Raw genomic sequence first — 14,658 nt, forward strand, 5'->3', positions numbered from 1 at the left:
AGTTTATAAACTTATTGATTTTGTAATAATTTGATAGCTCTAGCAATACAACTTTCAATTGAAGTTGTACGAGATATCGATATATTTTTGCTAAACTTTTTAGCTGATTGAGCTGTCGTTTCGCCAATACAAACTAAATAGTTCGGTGTTATTTCATTAACGCTGAAAAAAGATTTTACTGCGCTTGGACTAAAAAAAAGCACTGCATCAAATTGATTTGAAAAGCTTTTATAATTAGCTAAGGTTGAATAGATATGATGCTCTTTAAAATCAATTCCAGCTGAAGTTAGCGCACTTGGGATGGTATTTAAGCGTTGAGTTGAACACAACAAATCAAAGGTTTCATTCCTATAAGCTTCAACCAAAATTTGACTTAAAAAGTTAGCATAAGTACAAATTAAGACAACATTGTAGCCTGCATTTATCAGCAACCTTGCTGTTTTTTGACCTACACAAAATACGCGTTTTAATTTCAACTGATGTTTAATGCAAATTTTAGCAGCTGTTTGGCTGGTAATTATAGCATTTTTAATGATTTTTTTTGGAATAACTTCCTGATTAACTTCAGTAGAAATGGCATTATATTCTACCAAACTATGACTAGTGTTTAAAACTAGTTGGCGTTGTGACTCAGTAAGTTTTTTAGTTGAAAGCAATCTTGCCATTATAATATCGCTCTTAACTCTTGCATTAATCGATCGCCACCTTGGGCTAAAATTTCACGTGCGCAGTCAACTCCAAATGTTTTAGCGTCGGTGACGGCTGCAGACTTTTTAATTTCATATTTTTGTTGACCATCAAGACTAAATAAAGCGGCATGCAGGTGTATTTTATGATTTTTAACTTCAGCATGAGCGCCAATTGGGGCTGTACAACCACCTTCTAATGTTTTTAGAAAATCTCTTTCAACACTTACTGCAAGATCAGTTGGTTGATGGTTTAGCTCTTCTACAGCTTTTAAACACTGCATATTTTCTTCTAAACAAACCACCAACATTGCACCTTGAGCTGGAGCAGGAATCATCCAATCTAAAGCAACATGTTGTTTTGGCAATAAATTGATACGTTCGAGACCAGCTGCTGCAAAAATAGCAGCATTCCAATTACTATCTTTCAATTTTTGAAGACGTGTGTTAACATTACCACGTAAATTTTCGACCTTATGATGTGGGTATTTATGCAACCATTGTGCTTTACGTCGTAGGCTTCCTGTAGCAATTGTACCAGATTCGCTTAAAAAATCGAGCCCTTTATGAATTAAAATGTCTTTATGATTTGCTCTTGGCAAAACCGCTGCTTTAACGACATTTTTAGGTAAAGCTGTTGGAACATCTTTCATAGAGTGAACAGCAATATCTATATCTTTATTAAGCAAAGCAATATCTAAGGTTTTGGTAAAAATACCTGTAATACCCATTTCATACAACGGAACATCTAGGTTTAAGTCACCTTGAGATTTTACAGGCTTAAGCTCTGTTGAATAACCATTCTTTTGGAGTAAGTCTTGAACTTTTTTAGCTTGCCATAATGCTAATTCACTATCGCGAGTACCAATAATTATAGGTTGTTGTTGCAATTTTAAGCGGTTTAAATTAGTGCTGTTGTTCAAGGTCGAAGACCTTTTTTAGAAGAGCTATACTGTCTTCGGTAGATCCATTTGCAGCACGTAAATGACTAGCAAAACTTCTTGTAATTTTATGTATAATTCTATCGCTAATTATTTCAGCTTGGTCTTTATCGAAGTTGGCTATTTTTTTACTTTGATAATCTAATTCTTCTTCTTGAAAAAGCTTAAATTTATCTTTTAAAGCTTTAATTGTTGGTGCAAATTTTCTGGTATCTAACCATTCGTAAAACTCTTCTTTTACCTCATCGATAATACCTTCAGCTTGCGGAATGTGCTCTTTTCGTTTAGCTAAAGTTGCGTCTGTAATTTGAGACAAATAATCTAAATGAAGTAAGCTTACACCTTCAATTGCTTCAACTTGGTCAGATACATTTTTAGGAATCGACAGATCTAATATCAGTAGTGGCTTTTTAGGAAAAATCAACTCTTCAGTAATTGTTGGATTTTGAGCCCCAGTTGCTACAATTAATATATCAGCTTTTCTAATTTCCGTTTGTAATTCGCTAAAATCTTTAACTTTTAAATTAAACTTCCCTGCAACCTCTTCAGCTTTGTCTTTAGTACGATTAATTAACGTAATATGAGCATTTTTTGTGTGCTTAACAAGATTTTCGCAGGTATTTCGACCTATTTTACCTGTGCCAAAGAGTAAAATATTTTTATTGGTCACATCTTGAATGTTATCTAAAATATATTGTACTGAAGCAAATGAAACCGAGGTGGCACCTGATGAAATAGCTGTTTCGTTTTTTATTCTTCGACTTGCTTGAATAACTGAATTGATTAAGCGCTCAAGAAAAGGATTGATTAAATGACGCTTTTTAGAATTTGTAAAAGCTGATTTTAATTGGCTAATAATTTCAAAATCGCCTAAGATTTGAGAATCTAAGCCACAACCTACACGAAACATGTGGGCAATTGCTGCTCGATTTTGATAAATGTAACCTACTTCTTTAAAGACATTTGGGTTACCATGACTGAATTGACATAATAAATTTATGATAGTGTCTTCATCGTCAGCAAAAGCGTAAATTTCAGTCCTATTACAAGTAGATGTAACTGTAATAGCATCTAAACCGATTGCTTCAGCTTGATCTAAAAGCGCTTTCCTTTGATCTAAACTCAAACTAAACTTTCCTCTTGTCTCTGCATCTGCCTTTTGGTAACTTAGACCAATCGCATAGAAAGTTTGGTATTTAGAAACGTTATATTTATACATTAGTAATTAGAAAGTTTGATGCAAATTTAGAGCAGAAGCTTTTTTAAAAGTAACGCTCAAAGTTCATTTTTTATCGTTTAAAGTGTTTTTTTGAAAAAAGTGATATAAATCATGTATTTCGTTTACTTTTGTAACAATAGTTAGCATTTTGAGCTATTTTAATTAGAATGATTCTAAATAAATATCAATATTTCTTATAATGGAATTAGAAAAAAATATCGCTAAAGGTTCAAGTCGCTTAATCGAACTCGAGAGCGGTTTATTATTAATAAGTATACAACACGACTTAAAAGAAGACATTTGTGTAAAGCATGACATAAGCAGTGATTTTATTCAATTTCACTTTTGCGTTAAAGGTAACCTCAAGTTTAATTTTAATGAAGGTCGTTATGCTCTAAATATAAAAGAAGATCAATCATTACTTTTGTATAACCCAAAACGTGAACTACCTATTAACCTTGAAACTGATGGTCAAACTTGGTCGGTAAGTGTACTTATTTCTATTAAAAAATTACATACATTATTTTCAGCTGAAGCTAATTACATTGACTTTTTAACTGATGATAATAAAGATAAAAAATATTATAATGAACGCCCAATAACGCCTGCGATGGCCGTTGTATTAACACAAGTTCTAAATTTTAACTTACATCCCTCGATTAAAACCATTTACTTAAAAGGCAAAATTTATGAGTTAATCGGCTTATATTTTAATCGACCTGAAGAAGCCGATATTGAGCAATGCCCATTCTTAGATGATGAAGATAACGTTAAAAAAATAAAATTAGCTAAAGAAGTTGTTATCCAAAGAATGGCTGAACCTCCGTCACTTAATGCATTAGCAGAAGAAGTAGGCCTAAGCCTTAAAAAATTAAAAGAAGGTTTTAAAGAAATTTACGGTGATACAGTATTTTCATTCTTATTTGATTATAAAATGGATTATGCCAGAAAACTACTTGAAAAAGGACAGCACAACGTTAACGAAGCTGGTCTAGCAGTTGGTTATTCAACTGCAAGCCATTTTATTGCTGCATTTAAGAAAAAGTTCGGTACAACACCAAAAAAATATATTCAGAGTGAAAAATAAACTTTAAGTAATCATACTATGAAGATTTATAATTTTATCAATCGAATTGGCTTTAAAAAATCTTACGCTAGCAAATTTTTATTTATCGCTTTTTTAGGAACTCACATTCCTCTTATAGGAATTGTTTTATTTGTTTTATTTTCTCCTCGGGAAAATCTAAATCCAACGATTGTAATCACTAGTATTTTAATTTTTACGCTAATTGCTGCTATTTTAACGATGATCGCTCTCAACAAACTTTTAGACCCTATTAAAATAGCAACAAAAGCCATGAATACTTACAGCTTTAATAATACTATTATTGATGTTCCGAAAAACTACACAGATGAAGCTGGTGTTTTACTTAATAAAATTCATGCCTCTTTAAACCAAATCGAAAATTTATCTCAAGAACGTCAAAACTTCACAAGTATGATCTCTCATGATTTAAGGAGTCCATTATCATCAATGGTAGCTATTGCTGAAGTTATTAAGCATGAAACAAAGGATAAAAAAATTATCGAATATTCAAACATGCTTAATGAATTAGGAGAAAATGCGCTTAATATGATCAAATCTATTTTAGAAGTTATAGAATCTAAAAACTTCAAAATAGAGCCTAACGAAATGCAAGAAGTTAATACGATTACACTTATTGAGAAACAACTTGTAAATTTTAAACCACTCTTAAAAGACAAAAATATTTCAGTTTATATAAATGAATTAACTAAAAATACTTCAATGTATGTTTCGCCGAAACTAATAGCTAGTGTTATTCAAAATTTAATTTCAAATGCAATTAAATTCAGTTATAAAGACTCTAAAATAAATATTAATATTGAAGATAAAAAAAATCAACTCATGGTTAGTTTTACAGATTGTGGTATTGGTTTTAATCAAGAAAAATCTAACAAGTTATTCAAAAAATTTACCTCGGCTAGCCAAAAAGGGACCTCTAACGAAGACAGTAGTGGTATAGGATTATTTTTAAGTAAAACAATTATTGAAAAACATGGTGGAGAACTCATAGCATTTAGTAAAGGCCAAAACAAAGGCGCTACCTTTACCATAAAATTACCCCACAAAGAATAGAGTCTTTTAAAATCATCTTAAGATTTGATAAGTAAATCGAATAAAATGAAAATAAGCACTTACTTTTGATTTTCAATAAAATTGAAGTTATGAAAGGAGTTTTACTTGTAAATTTAGGATCACCAAAATCAACCAAACCTAAGGATGTTAAAACCTACTTAGGTGAATTTTTAATGGATGAGCGTGTTATTGACCTCCCAAAATTTTTACGTACCATTTTAGTAAAAGGCATCATTCTCAATACTAGACCAAAACAATCAGCGAAAGCTTATGCTAAAATTTGGTGGGATGAAGGTTCTCCTCTAATTGTACTTTCTGAACGCTTACAGCAAAAAGTAGACGACATGACGAGTGTTCCTATTTCATTAGCTATGCGTTATGGTGAACCTTCAATAAAAAATGGTTTACAAGAACTTTATGACCAAGGCGTTACAGAAGTTTTACTCGTTCCACTTTATCCGCAATATGCAATGGCAACGACCGAAACAATTATCGTGCTCGCTGAAGAATTAAGAGATCAATTTTTTCCCAACATAAATTTTACAGTTGTACCTCCATTTTACAACCATCCTGACTATGTTACTGTTTTAGCTAGAAGTATTGCGGATCAATTAGACCATGTTGACTATGAACACTTACTGTTTAGTTATCATGGAGTTCCTGAAAGACACATTAGAAAAAGTGACATTACTAAAAGTCACTGCAAAATAGATGGTTCTTGCTGTCAGACACCTTCAAAAGCACATCAATTTTGTTATCGCCATCAATGTTATGAAACAACACGTTTAGTTGGTGAAAAATTAGGCTTAAAAGAAGGTACATTTAGCACCAGTTTTCAGTCTAGATTAGGCTTTGACCCATGGTTAAAACCATACACAGACCGTACAATTGAAAAACTTGCAAAAAGTGGTATTAAAAAAATGGCCATTGCAACACCTGCTTTTGTCTCTGATTGTCTAGAAACCTTAGAGGAAATTGCGATGGAAGGTGAAGAAATTTTTCATGAAAATGGTGGAGAAGAATTTAATTTTATACCATGTATTAATGATCGTCAAGATTGGGTTAAAACCCTCAGTAGGTGGATTGATGAATGGGCTAACCAACCCGTAAAAGACACAAAAGCATCATAACTTTTCATGGCTAAATCAAATGCTGAAGAACTAGGTCAGGCGCCAATAAGTAAACTATTAATTAAGCAGGCTGTACCAGCTTCTATAGGCATTTTAGTCATGTCTATTAATATTTTAGTTGATACTATTTTTGTTGGCAACTGGATTGGTTCAACAGCTATTGCTGCCATTAATGTGGTTTTGCCTGTTTCTTTTTTTATTGCTGCACTTGGTCTAGCCATCGGTATCGGTGGCTCTTCAATTATATCGCGAGCACTTGGTGCTAAAAAGTATCATAAAGCAATTACTACTTTTGGAAATCAAATCAGCATTACTTTGGTTTTAACCTTAAGTATGGCTGCTTTGGGCTTGATTTTTATTAATCAACTTATTCCTCTATTCGGTGGTAAAGGTGAAATTTTTGAGCCAGCTAAGATTTATTACCGTGTAGTTGTTATTGGCGTACCCATTTTAGCCTTGGCGATGATGGGAAATACTGTGATTAGAGCCGAAGGTAAACCAAAATTTGCGATGGTTGCTATGATTATTCCGTCGGTTGGTAATCTTATAATGGACTATTTGTTCATAAACATCCTCGACTACGGAATGTTAGGAGCAGCCTGGGCAACCACAGGTTCATATGCATTATGTCTTAGCTATATCGTATGGTTTTTTTATTCTAAAAATTCACAACTCAGACTGAAGTTATCAAACTTAGGGTTTAAAAAATCAATCTTAAATGAAATCAGTAGCCTTGGCTTTGTTACACTTTCTAGACAAGCGGTCGTTAGTGTAACCTACTTAATTTTAAATAATATTTTATTTGATTTAGGAGGCGAAAATGCTGTTACTAGCTATGCTATTATTGCGAGAATGCTAATGTTTGCTTTATTCCCTGTTTTAGGAGTAACACAAGGGTTTCTGCCAATATCTGGTTATAATTATGGCGCAAATAATTTCAGTAGAGTTCGTGAAAGCATTAACACCGCAATACTTTATGCCACTGGTTTAGGTATATTGGTTTTTGCCTTTATTATGTTTTTTTCAGAAGAAATTGTAAACGTTTTTACTTCTAATCATACAATTCTTGAACAAGCACCTAATGCTATGCGTTGGGTTTTTGCTGCTGTACCCATTATTGCTGTACAACTTATAGGTTCGGCTTATTTTCAGGCCATTGGTAAAGCCATCCCAGCCTTATTGCTCACTTTATCACGTCAAGGATTTTGTTTTATTCCGTTGGTATTAATATTACCTCAATTTTATGGTGAATTTGGTGTATGGATTGCGTTCCCTTTAGCCGATATGTTGTCTACAATTATTACAGCAATTTATTTAAATCGAGAGATTAAGAAAAACTTGATTCCTGAAAATAATAACAATCGAGTTAAAAACTGATGCAACTTTAGTGTAAATACTTCAAAAAATCTTGCTACTTAAAGGTTTGGTAAGTTCTATAATTTAGGTTTTAAATTTTTTTAAAAGCCTTGGTACTTATCCAAATTTTAGTTCCATCAGCTAATTGAACCTCTTGATAATTATTAAATTTTGAGAGTAACTTGACCTTGGTTCCTTCATGTAACGTAAGTACTTGACTACTTCGAGCATTTGGTTCTGCCAAGGCTGGTACTTCTTCACTTAAAATAATTGCATACTGCTGACTTTGTTGAAGATGATCTAGGCGATATGCTTGAGAAAAACTTATAGCTGCAAGTACCAAAAAAACTATAAATCCCGTAAAAAATAGTCGTTTTGTAAAGGTCTTGGTACTAAAAACATAAGCCAGAAAAGCGAAGAACATTAGTGCTGCTAAACTCACAACAAGGTAACTCCATTGGTCTACTGAAAATAAAAAATTAAACTTATCAATATAGATTTGTAATTGAGATTTTTCTATACTTTGTATCTCATCAACCGTTAATGAGTTTGCATAGGCTAAATTTTCTTGAAAAGAAACCTGATTAGGTTTTAATTTTAAAGCCTTTTCATAATGTAAAATTGCCTGACCTAAATTATTTTGCTTTAACTCTGTATTAGCTAAATTGAAATGTAATTCAGCTGAAACTGAATCTAGCTCTAAAATACTTCTATACAATTCTGCCGCTTTCTCATATTTAGCATTATTATAGGCTTCATTTGCTTTATTAAAACGTTCTTGTACACTGGTGTTCTGAGCTGAAAAAGACAAACTCATTAATAAAAACACCGCTAAAACTAATTGTTTTTTCATGCTATAATTGTTTGTCTATATTAGAGATTAATTCTGTAGCTTGATTATAATCAGTTTGCATATCTTGATTAGCTGCCGAGGCATAACGTGCTAATTCACACTTTTCAATTAAATTAATCAAAGCTTCAATTTCGTTCTCATTAACTTGTTGTTCACTTAACTTATCACGCAAACTTTCTTTAGTTAAATCTTGCGTTTCAATACGTAACTTAGCTTTTAAAAATTTATGTAAGGCTAATTCTAAATTCATATAAAAAGCCTCACTTGTGCCAATTGATTGCTTTGCGCCACTTAAATATCGTTTAGCTAGTTTATTAGCTCGTTTATGATCTGTATTAATTTGACCAAATTTAGGTTGAATAATTTTTTTAAGAATTATAGCTAAAGGAATACCAATTATTGAAATTATAATCAGTAGCCAAAACCAAAATGAATTATAAAACCTATTTGAATTGATGGCTGAAAACTCTGTTTCAAGTTCAATAAAATTGAAGGTGTTAGTTGTAGAAATAATATTTTTAGTTCCTGGTGAAGCTATTGTATTTCCCGTTGAAGTAGCTGGTGAGCTATTGGCTGAAGCAAGATTAGGATTAGGTTTAACATTAATAAATTGAGATTTGCTTGATAAAGTTTTATAAACTTCTTCAGAAGGATCAAAATAAGAAAACTGAACTGGATTAATTTCTAAACTTCCAGCTACATTAGGTACAATGGTATAATTGTCGGTAATTTGACCACGCAAACCTGATAATCTTGTACTAACTTTTTCGTCATGCTCAGGATCATAAACATCTACAGAAGATGGAAATTTAGGCTTTGGTAAAGAAAACAACCTTAAGTTACCACTACCTGAAACTTTAACTTCATAACTTAAAGATTCACTAGCTAAAAGTTCAGTTTTACTAAGGCTTGTATTTAAACTAAATTTACCAACTGCTCCAGAAAAATTAGCTGGCTTATTAGCTTCAGGTAAAGCTTTAACATCTATGGTTTTAGCCTTTGCAGAAATGGTGCGTTCGACAACATCATACAAACGACGCCCAAAAAAATCTCTTCTATTACTAGGTACTTCAACCGAAACTGATAATGATAAAGGTTCAATTGTTAATTTCCCACTTTTTTGAGGATATAAAACAGTCTTTCTTAACTCAACATAACGATAGTTACTTCCACCGTAAGTGCCTTGTTTAACTTCAGGTTGGTCAATTTCAATAATTTGACTCCAAAAATTGTTGTACTTCGGTTCATCAAGGCTTCTCCAATTGCGAACATTAGTGGTTTGGTTAACATACAATTTGTAGACTACAGAAATACCTTCGTTTACATAAGGCTTGTAATCACTAACTTCAGCTACTAAATGAATTGCATCAGATAAATCGATTCGGTTGCCATTACCATCATCAGGGTTATCGACTGCTGCAGTAACCTCAATATTGATTGGTGAGGTTTTATATACTTGACCTTGAACTTCAATTTCAGCTTGACCAATGGTTAGTTGACCACGTTTCATAGGTTGTATGAAGTAAGTGTAAGTTTTAGAAAATGAACTTTCACCATTCACCCATTGCTGCTTTACTGATTGTCCTGGACCGGCAATACGTTTAAAGCCTTCAAAATCTGGTGCTATAAAATTATCGCCATCTTTATTGACTTCAAACTCAACTTTAATTCGTTCATTAATTCCTACTTTTTCTCGACTTGCTTTGGCAACAAATGTAACTTGTGCCGACATATAAGTGACGAATAACAAACTGAATATGAAACTGATTTTCTTTAACATGCTACCAATCTTTTTCAGTTTTTACTTTAGATCCTTTTGCTTTTTTGGCATTTACTTTTTCCTGAATTTTATTTTCCTGGTTTTGAATAGCTTTTAATAAACGCTGAACCTGTTCAGGCGAAAGTTTACCCTTTTGGGGTTTTTGTTGTGGGTTATCTTTACCTTGGCCATCTTTAGATTTTTTTGGCTTATTTGACTTTTTATCTTTATTCTGATTTCCGTCTTCTTGTTTGTTATCTTTTTGCTTGTCTTGATTGCCTTCTTTTTTATCCTGATCTTTTTGATCACCTTTATCTTTTTGATCTTTTTTAGAATTATCGTCTTTAGATTGGTCTTTTTGGTCTTTTTTATTCTGGTCTTTATTTTGATCTTTTTTATCATCACCATCGCCACCACCATCATTTTTTTCTTTCTTCAACTTTTCTTTAGCTAAGGCATAATTATAACGTGTTTCTTCATCGTTTGGATTATTACGTAAAGCATTTTTATAAGCTTCAACGGCAGCTTGGTATTTTTTTTCTTTCATAAATGTATTACCTAAATTATGAAAGGCTTTGTGCTTAATAGACTTATCGTCGGTACCTTCAATAGCATCTAAAATTCGTTTTTGGGCAGATTTCACTTTATCGTTATCGATGTATAGATTTGCAAAATTATAGGCTGCTGTAGATTTACTGCTAGGTGTTGCTAAGGCTTTTCGGTAATCGGCTTCAGCATTAGCAAAATCGCCTTCTTTAGCTTTTTCGTATGCTTCTGCTAAAAGTCGTTTTTGAGTTTTAGAATTGGCTTTACTTTGGGCAAAAACACCCATGAAGCTAAACGCAAAAAATAAAATTATAAGTTTAGTTAGATTTTTCATGATTGTTTTCATTAAAAAGATTCAACTTTTGTATCCAAGCTGTTTTCTTATCGAAAACAAAACTTTCAATTATAATTAATAGAATTGCAAATCCTAAAAACCATTGAAATTGGCTTTTATAGTCGGCGTATTGTTTAGATTCAAATTCAGTTTTTTCTATTTCAGTTATGGCTTCGAATAATTGTTTTACCGCTTCTGTAGAATTTAAGCCAGAAATATATTTTCCATTTCCTATTTTGGCGATATTTGACAGTGTTGTAGTATTTAACTTTGTAATAACTGTCTCGCCGTTTTGGTCTTTTTTATAGCTTAAAACACGACCATTTTCTTTAAGTGGAATTGGCGCGCCTTTTTGCGTACCAACACCGATAGTGTAGACTTTTATACCAGCTTCTGCCGCTTTTTTTGTAATCGCGTTAATATTAGTATCATGGTTCTCGCCATCACTAAGGATAACTAGAACTTTATTGGTTTGGTCGTCATTATAATACGTGAGCGATAAGTCTATTGCTTGATTTATGGCAGTTCCCTGACTTGATACCATGTTAGTGTTCATGGCTTTTAAAAAAGTGCGTGTTGTTGCGTAATCTGTAGTGATTGGTATTTGAGGAAAAGCGCTTCCAGCATAGCCAATTAAACCGACTCGGTCGGCGGTTAATTTATTGATAATTTGATTAATAATTTGTTTAGATTTTTCTAAACGATTAGGTGCAATGTCTTCAGCGAGCATGCTTTTAGAAACATCTAATGCAAATACAATATCAATTCCTTCACGCTTTAAAGTCTCAATTTTCGTTCCCATTTTAGGGTTAACTAGAGCAACTGTTAAAAATGCAATTGCTAAGAGCAAAAAACTGAGCTTAATAAAAGATTTTAATCTTGAATAATTAGGCGCTAATTGCTTCAAAAATCTAATTTCAGCAAATTTTGCTTGCGTTTTTATTTGCCAATTCCGATATATAAAATAGATGAATAGTAGAGTTGGAATAACTGCTAACAACCAAAAATAAGATGTTTCTTCTAATACATACATTATACCAAGCTTCTAAATAAAGTGAATTTAAATAATTGTTCGAGAACTAATAATCCTAAAGCGATTAACAGAAGTATTCTAAATTTCTCATCGTAGTTATAAAATTTTAGTTCTTCAATTTCTGAAGTTTCTAGCTGATCTATTTCTTCATATATCGCTTTTAAGGTTGAGTTACTTGTTGCTCTAAAGTATTTACCATCTGTTTTATCGGCAATATTTTTTAAAAGTTCTTCATCAATTTCAACTTTAACATTACGGTATACAAAACTTCCGTTAGGTCTTACTGCTACTGGTGATAAAGCTTCGCCATTGCTTCCTAAGCCAATGGTATATGCCTTAATGTCGTATTCAATAGCGAGTTCGGTGGCTGTTTCGGGATCAATAAATCCTGCATTATTAACACCATCGGTTAGTAGTATAATTACTTTGCTTTTAGCTTTACTATCTTTTAACTTATTAACTGATGTCGCTAATCCCATACCAATAGCTGTGCCACCTTCTATAATTTCTGAATACTGAATTGATTGTATGGCATTTAAAGTAATTTCTTTATCACTTGTTAATGGTGTTTTGGTGTAACTTTCGCCTGAAAAAACAGTCATACCAAATCGATCATTAGGTCTATTACTTACAAAATCGGTGGCTACTTTTTTTAAAGCTTCAAGACGGTTTGGCTTTAAATCTTTTGCTAGCATACTAGCTGAAACATCAATCGCCATGACAATGTCAATTCCTTCAGTTTTTTTAATCTCAGTACTTTCATCAACTGTTCTTGGTCTTGCCATTGCTGTGATTAGAAGTGCTAAAGCTAATAAACGGAATACTAATAAAAAAGGTCTTAACTTAGGTAAAATACTTGATGATTTTTCAAAACCTTTAGTGCTAGACAAGGTTAAACTAGCCCATTGTTGTTTGTGTTTAAAAATATGCCAAAGCACAAGCACTGGCAAAGCTAAAAGTGCTATAAACCACTGCGGATGTTCAAATGTTAGATTACTGAGCATTTAGCTTCGGTTTTTCAAATTCAACTGAATTAATAATACGTTTTGTGATTGTTTCAGCATATTCATCACCTTCATTGTAAATAATAGTTAATTGCTGGTAATTTCCTGCATAACCAAAATTTAAGATTTGGTAGTTTTTCTTAATATCACTTTGGGTTATTGGGTTTTCTATGGCAAAGCTTCCAAATACCTTAATGCCTTCAACGCCTTCAAGAGTTTCAAAATCTTCTGTTTTAGTTAAGATGTTATAGGCGCCTTTACTCTCAAGATTTTTGTAAACACCGTCAAGCGCTTGGTCTAGTTCAAATTCTTTTTTGCCTTCAAAATTAACTTGACTTAAAACAACATAAAGTTTGCTGTATAAGCTCCCTGAGGCAAAAATTTCACTTTCTAGGTTTTGAGGTGCTTTAATACCTAAGCTATCAGGATTTTGACGAATTAAAACTTCTGGTGTAGTAATTTGGATACTTGGCACACTGTATTCACTAGTAATCCAGTCATTCTGAAGCATGGCTTTGGTTTCGTTGCCAAAAACGCTGTCTCTAACATAACTAAAGCCTTTTGTTGCAATTACAAATGAAGTTGCACCTGCTAAAATCACGATAGCTAGAATGCTTCCAAAAATGAGCTTTTGTTTTCGTCTTTTATGCTTTAGTTTTGCTTGAAAGGCTTCATCGTTTTTCTTTTCAGCATCAGTAGGCTGAGGAATTGCACTTTGAACATGCTTAATAAACTTTAAAATCTGTTTTTTATACGAATTTAATGTAATTACATCTGGCCGGTGACCTGCAAATTTTGCTAAATCTGCGTCGACTAAAATTGAATTATAACTTTCTAGATATTCATCTTTAAATAATACTTGCTTTTTATCTCTTTTTTGATACAAAGCTTGCATTAATTCACCAGTTGTATATTCCATCGCACTTACTTCAATTTTTTCTTCTAAATAGCGACGACTAATATTAGTAAGTTCTGTAATAAAAGTTTTTAATTTCCGACTTTCAATGTAACCCTTAGCTTCTAAGGCTTCAAGTTCTAATTTTGCTTGCTCAAAAGGAGGTAAACGTCTTTTTGACTCATCTTTTTGCTTTCTGAATTTGAAATAAATCAGATATGATAACACTAAAATAACAGATACAGCAAGCAACCACCAAACCCAAGAAGGGATTTGAAATGGTTTTTCTACGTTGATTTCACGCTTTATTGGAAACAAATTTTGTTTAGTTGTATCGACTACAACAGTTTTAACTAAAACTTTTAAACTATCAGTTAAATAGGGTTTATTATTTATTTTTAAAAGCTGTGGTGGTATTGTATAAGTGCCTGAATCGAATTGCGTGAGTTTATAAGACTTAATTAAGCGTAATAAGTTTTGATCTACGGTTGAAGTATCTATTGGTAGGTCTTCAACTAATTCAAGTGGAATAAAGCTTTGTGCTTTAGGGAAAACAACTAAATCTTTATTTGAAATTCCATCAACTGTAATTTTGTAATTAATTTGCTCACCGATACGCATTTTAGCTGTATCAATTTGAGCTTTAACTTGTTGCGCTTTTAAGGTTTGAAACGCACCTAAAACACAAATTATAAGTATGGTCTGTTTAACCTTTAAAATGATATGTCTAGTAAAACTTTGCAT

13 protein-coding genes are annotated in these 14,658 nt (G+C 32.4%); 4 read left to right on the forward strand and 9 right to left on the reverse strand.

From position 1 onward, the window contains the following. Positions 1–11 precede the first annotated feature (11 nt). From IMZ30_RS04100 to hemA, 3 genes are read right to left on the reverse strand one after another with little or no spacing between them, the layout of a single operon-like run. Complete coding sequence (locus tag IMZ30_RS04100; protein WP_207039267.1) at positions 12–665, reverse strand: uroporphyrinogen-III synthase; 654 nt, start codon at positions 663–665, stop codon at positions 12–14. Then, positions 665–1,576 (reverse strand): hydroxymethylbilane synthase, encoded by a 912-nt coding sequence (gene hemC, locus IMZ30_RS04105; protein WP_207039268.1) that lies wholly within the window; start codon positions 1,574–1,576, stop codon positions 665–667. Before hemC ends, IMZ30_RS04100 begins: the two co-directional genes overlap by 1 nt. A gap of 16 nt (positions 1,577–1,592) precedes the next feature. Beyond that, positions 1,593–2,846, reverse strand: coding sequence for a glutamyl-tRNA reductase (hemA, locus tag IMZ30_RS04110; protein WP_207039269.1), 1,254 nt, complete (start codon positions 2,844–2,846; stop codon positions 1,593–1,595). Positions 2,847–3,045: 199 nt separating this feature from the next. On the opposite strand from hemA, the gene IMZ30_RS04115 reads away from it, so the two are divergent. The 4 genes from IMZ30_RS04115 (at position 3,046) to IMZ30_RS04130 (ending at position 7,511) form a co-directional block, all read left to right on the forward strand. Beyond that, positions 3,046–3,933 (forward strand): AraC family transcriptional regulator, encoded by an 888-nt coding sequence (locus IMZ30_RS04115; protein WP_207039270.1) that lies wholly within the window; start codon positions 3,046–3,048, stop codon positions 3,931–3,933. Between the two features lie 18 nt (positions 3,934–3,951). Continuing rightward, on the forward strand, positions 3,952–5,004 hold the full coding sequence (locus tag IMZ30_RS04120) for a sensor histidine kinase (protein WP_207039271.1): 1,053 nt from the start codon (positions 3,952–3,954) through the stop codon (positions 5,002–5,004). Positions 5,005–5,093: 89 nt separating this feature from the next. Next, on the forward strand, positions 5,094–6,134 hold the full coding sequence (hemH, locus tag IMZ30_RS04125; protein ID WP_207039272.1) for a ferrochelatase: 1,041 nt from the start codon (positions 5,094–5,096) through the stop codon (positions 6,132–6,134). A 6-nt stretch (positions 6,135–6,140) separates the two neighbouring features. Continuing rightward, positions 6,141–7,511 (forward strand): MATE family efflux transporter, encoded by a 1,371-nt coding sequence (locus tag IMZ30_RS04130; RefSeq protein WP_207039273.1) that lies wholly within the window; start codon positions 6,141–6,143, stop codon positions 7,509–7,511. Between the two features lie 70 nt (positions 7,512–7,581). Here the strand turns inward: IMZ30_RS04130 and IMZ30_RS04135 are convergent, their stop codons facing one another. From IMZ30_RS04135 to IMZ30_RS04160, 6 genes are read right to left on the reverse strand one after another with little or no spacing between them, the layout of a single operon-like run. After that, the gene (locus IMZ30_RS04135) at positions 7,582–8,343 is read right to left on the reverse strand and encodes a tetratricopeptide repeat protein (protein WP_207039274.1); all 762 of its coding nucleotides are present in this window, start codon (positions 8,341–8,343) and stop codon (positions 7,582–7,584) included. A 1-nt stretch (position 8,344) separates the two neighbouring features. Next, positions 8,345–10,123 (reverse strand): BatD family protein, encoded by a 1,779-nt coding sequence (locus IMZ30_RS04140; RefSeq protein ID WP_207039275.1) that lies wholly within the window; start codon positions 10,121–10,123, stop codon positions 8,345–8,347. A gap of 1 nt (position 10,124) precedes the next feature. Beyond that, the gene (locus tag IMZ30_RS04145; RefSeq protein ID WP_242529698.1) at positions 10,125–10,982 is read right to left on the reverse strand and encodes a tetratricopeptide repeat protein; all 858 of its coding nucleotides are present in this window, start codon (positions 10,980–10,982) and stop codon (positions 10,125–10,127) included. Continuing rightward, positions 10,966–12,015 carry a vWA domain-containing protein gene (locus IMZ30_RS04150; RefSeq protein ID WP_207039277.1) on the reverse strand — a complete coding sequence of 350 codons (1,050 nt, stop codon included), beginning with the start codon at positions 12,013–12,015 and terminating at the stop codon, positions 10,966–10,968. The genes IMZ30_RS04145 and IMZ30_RS04150 overlap by 17 nt, the downstream gene beginning before the upstream one ends. Further along, positions 12,015–13,019: a vWA domain-containing protein gene (locus tag IMZ30_RS04155; RefSeq protein WP_207039278.1), complete on the reverse strand. Its 1,005-nt coding sequence runs from the start codon at positions 13,017–13,019 to the stop codon at positions 12,015–12,017. The genes IMZ30_RS04150 and IMZ30_RS04155 overlap by 1 nt, the downstream gene beginning before the upstream one ends. After that, a complete protein-coding gene (locus tag IMZ30_RS04160) occupies positions 13,009–14,658 on the reverse strand; it encodes a hypothetical protein (RefSeq protein WP_207039279.1) in 1,650 nt (549 codons plus the stop codon). The genes IMZ30_RS04155 and IMZ30_RS04160 overlap by 11 nt, the downstream gene beginning before the upstream one ends.

It is taken from the genome of Psychroflexus sp. ALD_RP9 (assembly GCF_017311165.1).
GTDB lineage: Bacteria > Bacteroidota > Bacteroidia > Flavobacteriales > Flavobacteriaceae > Psychroflexus.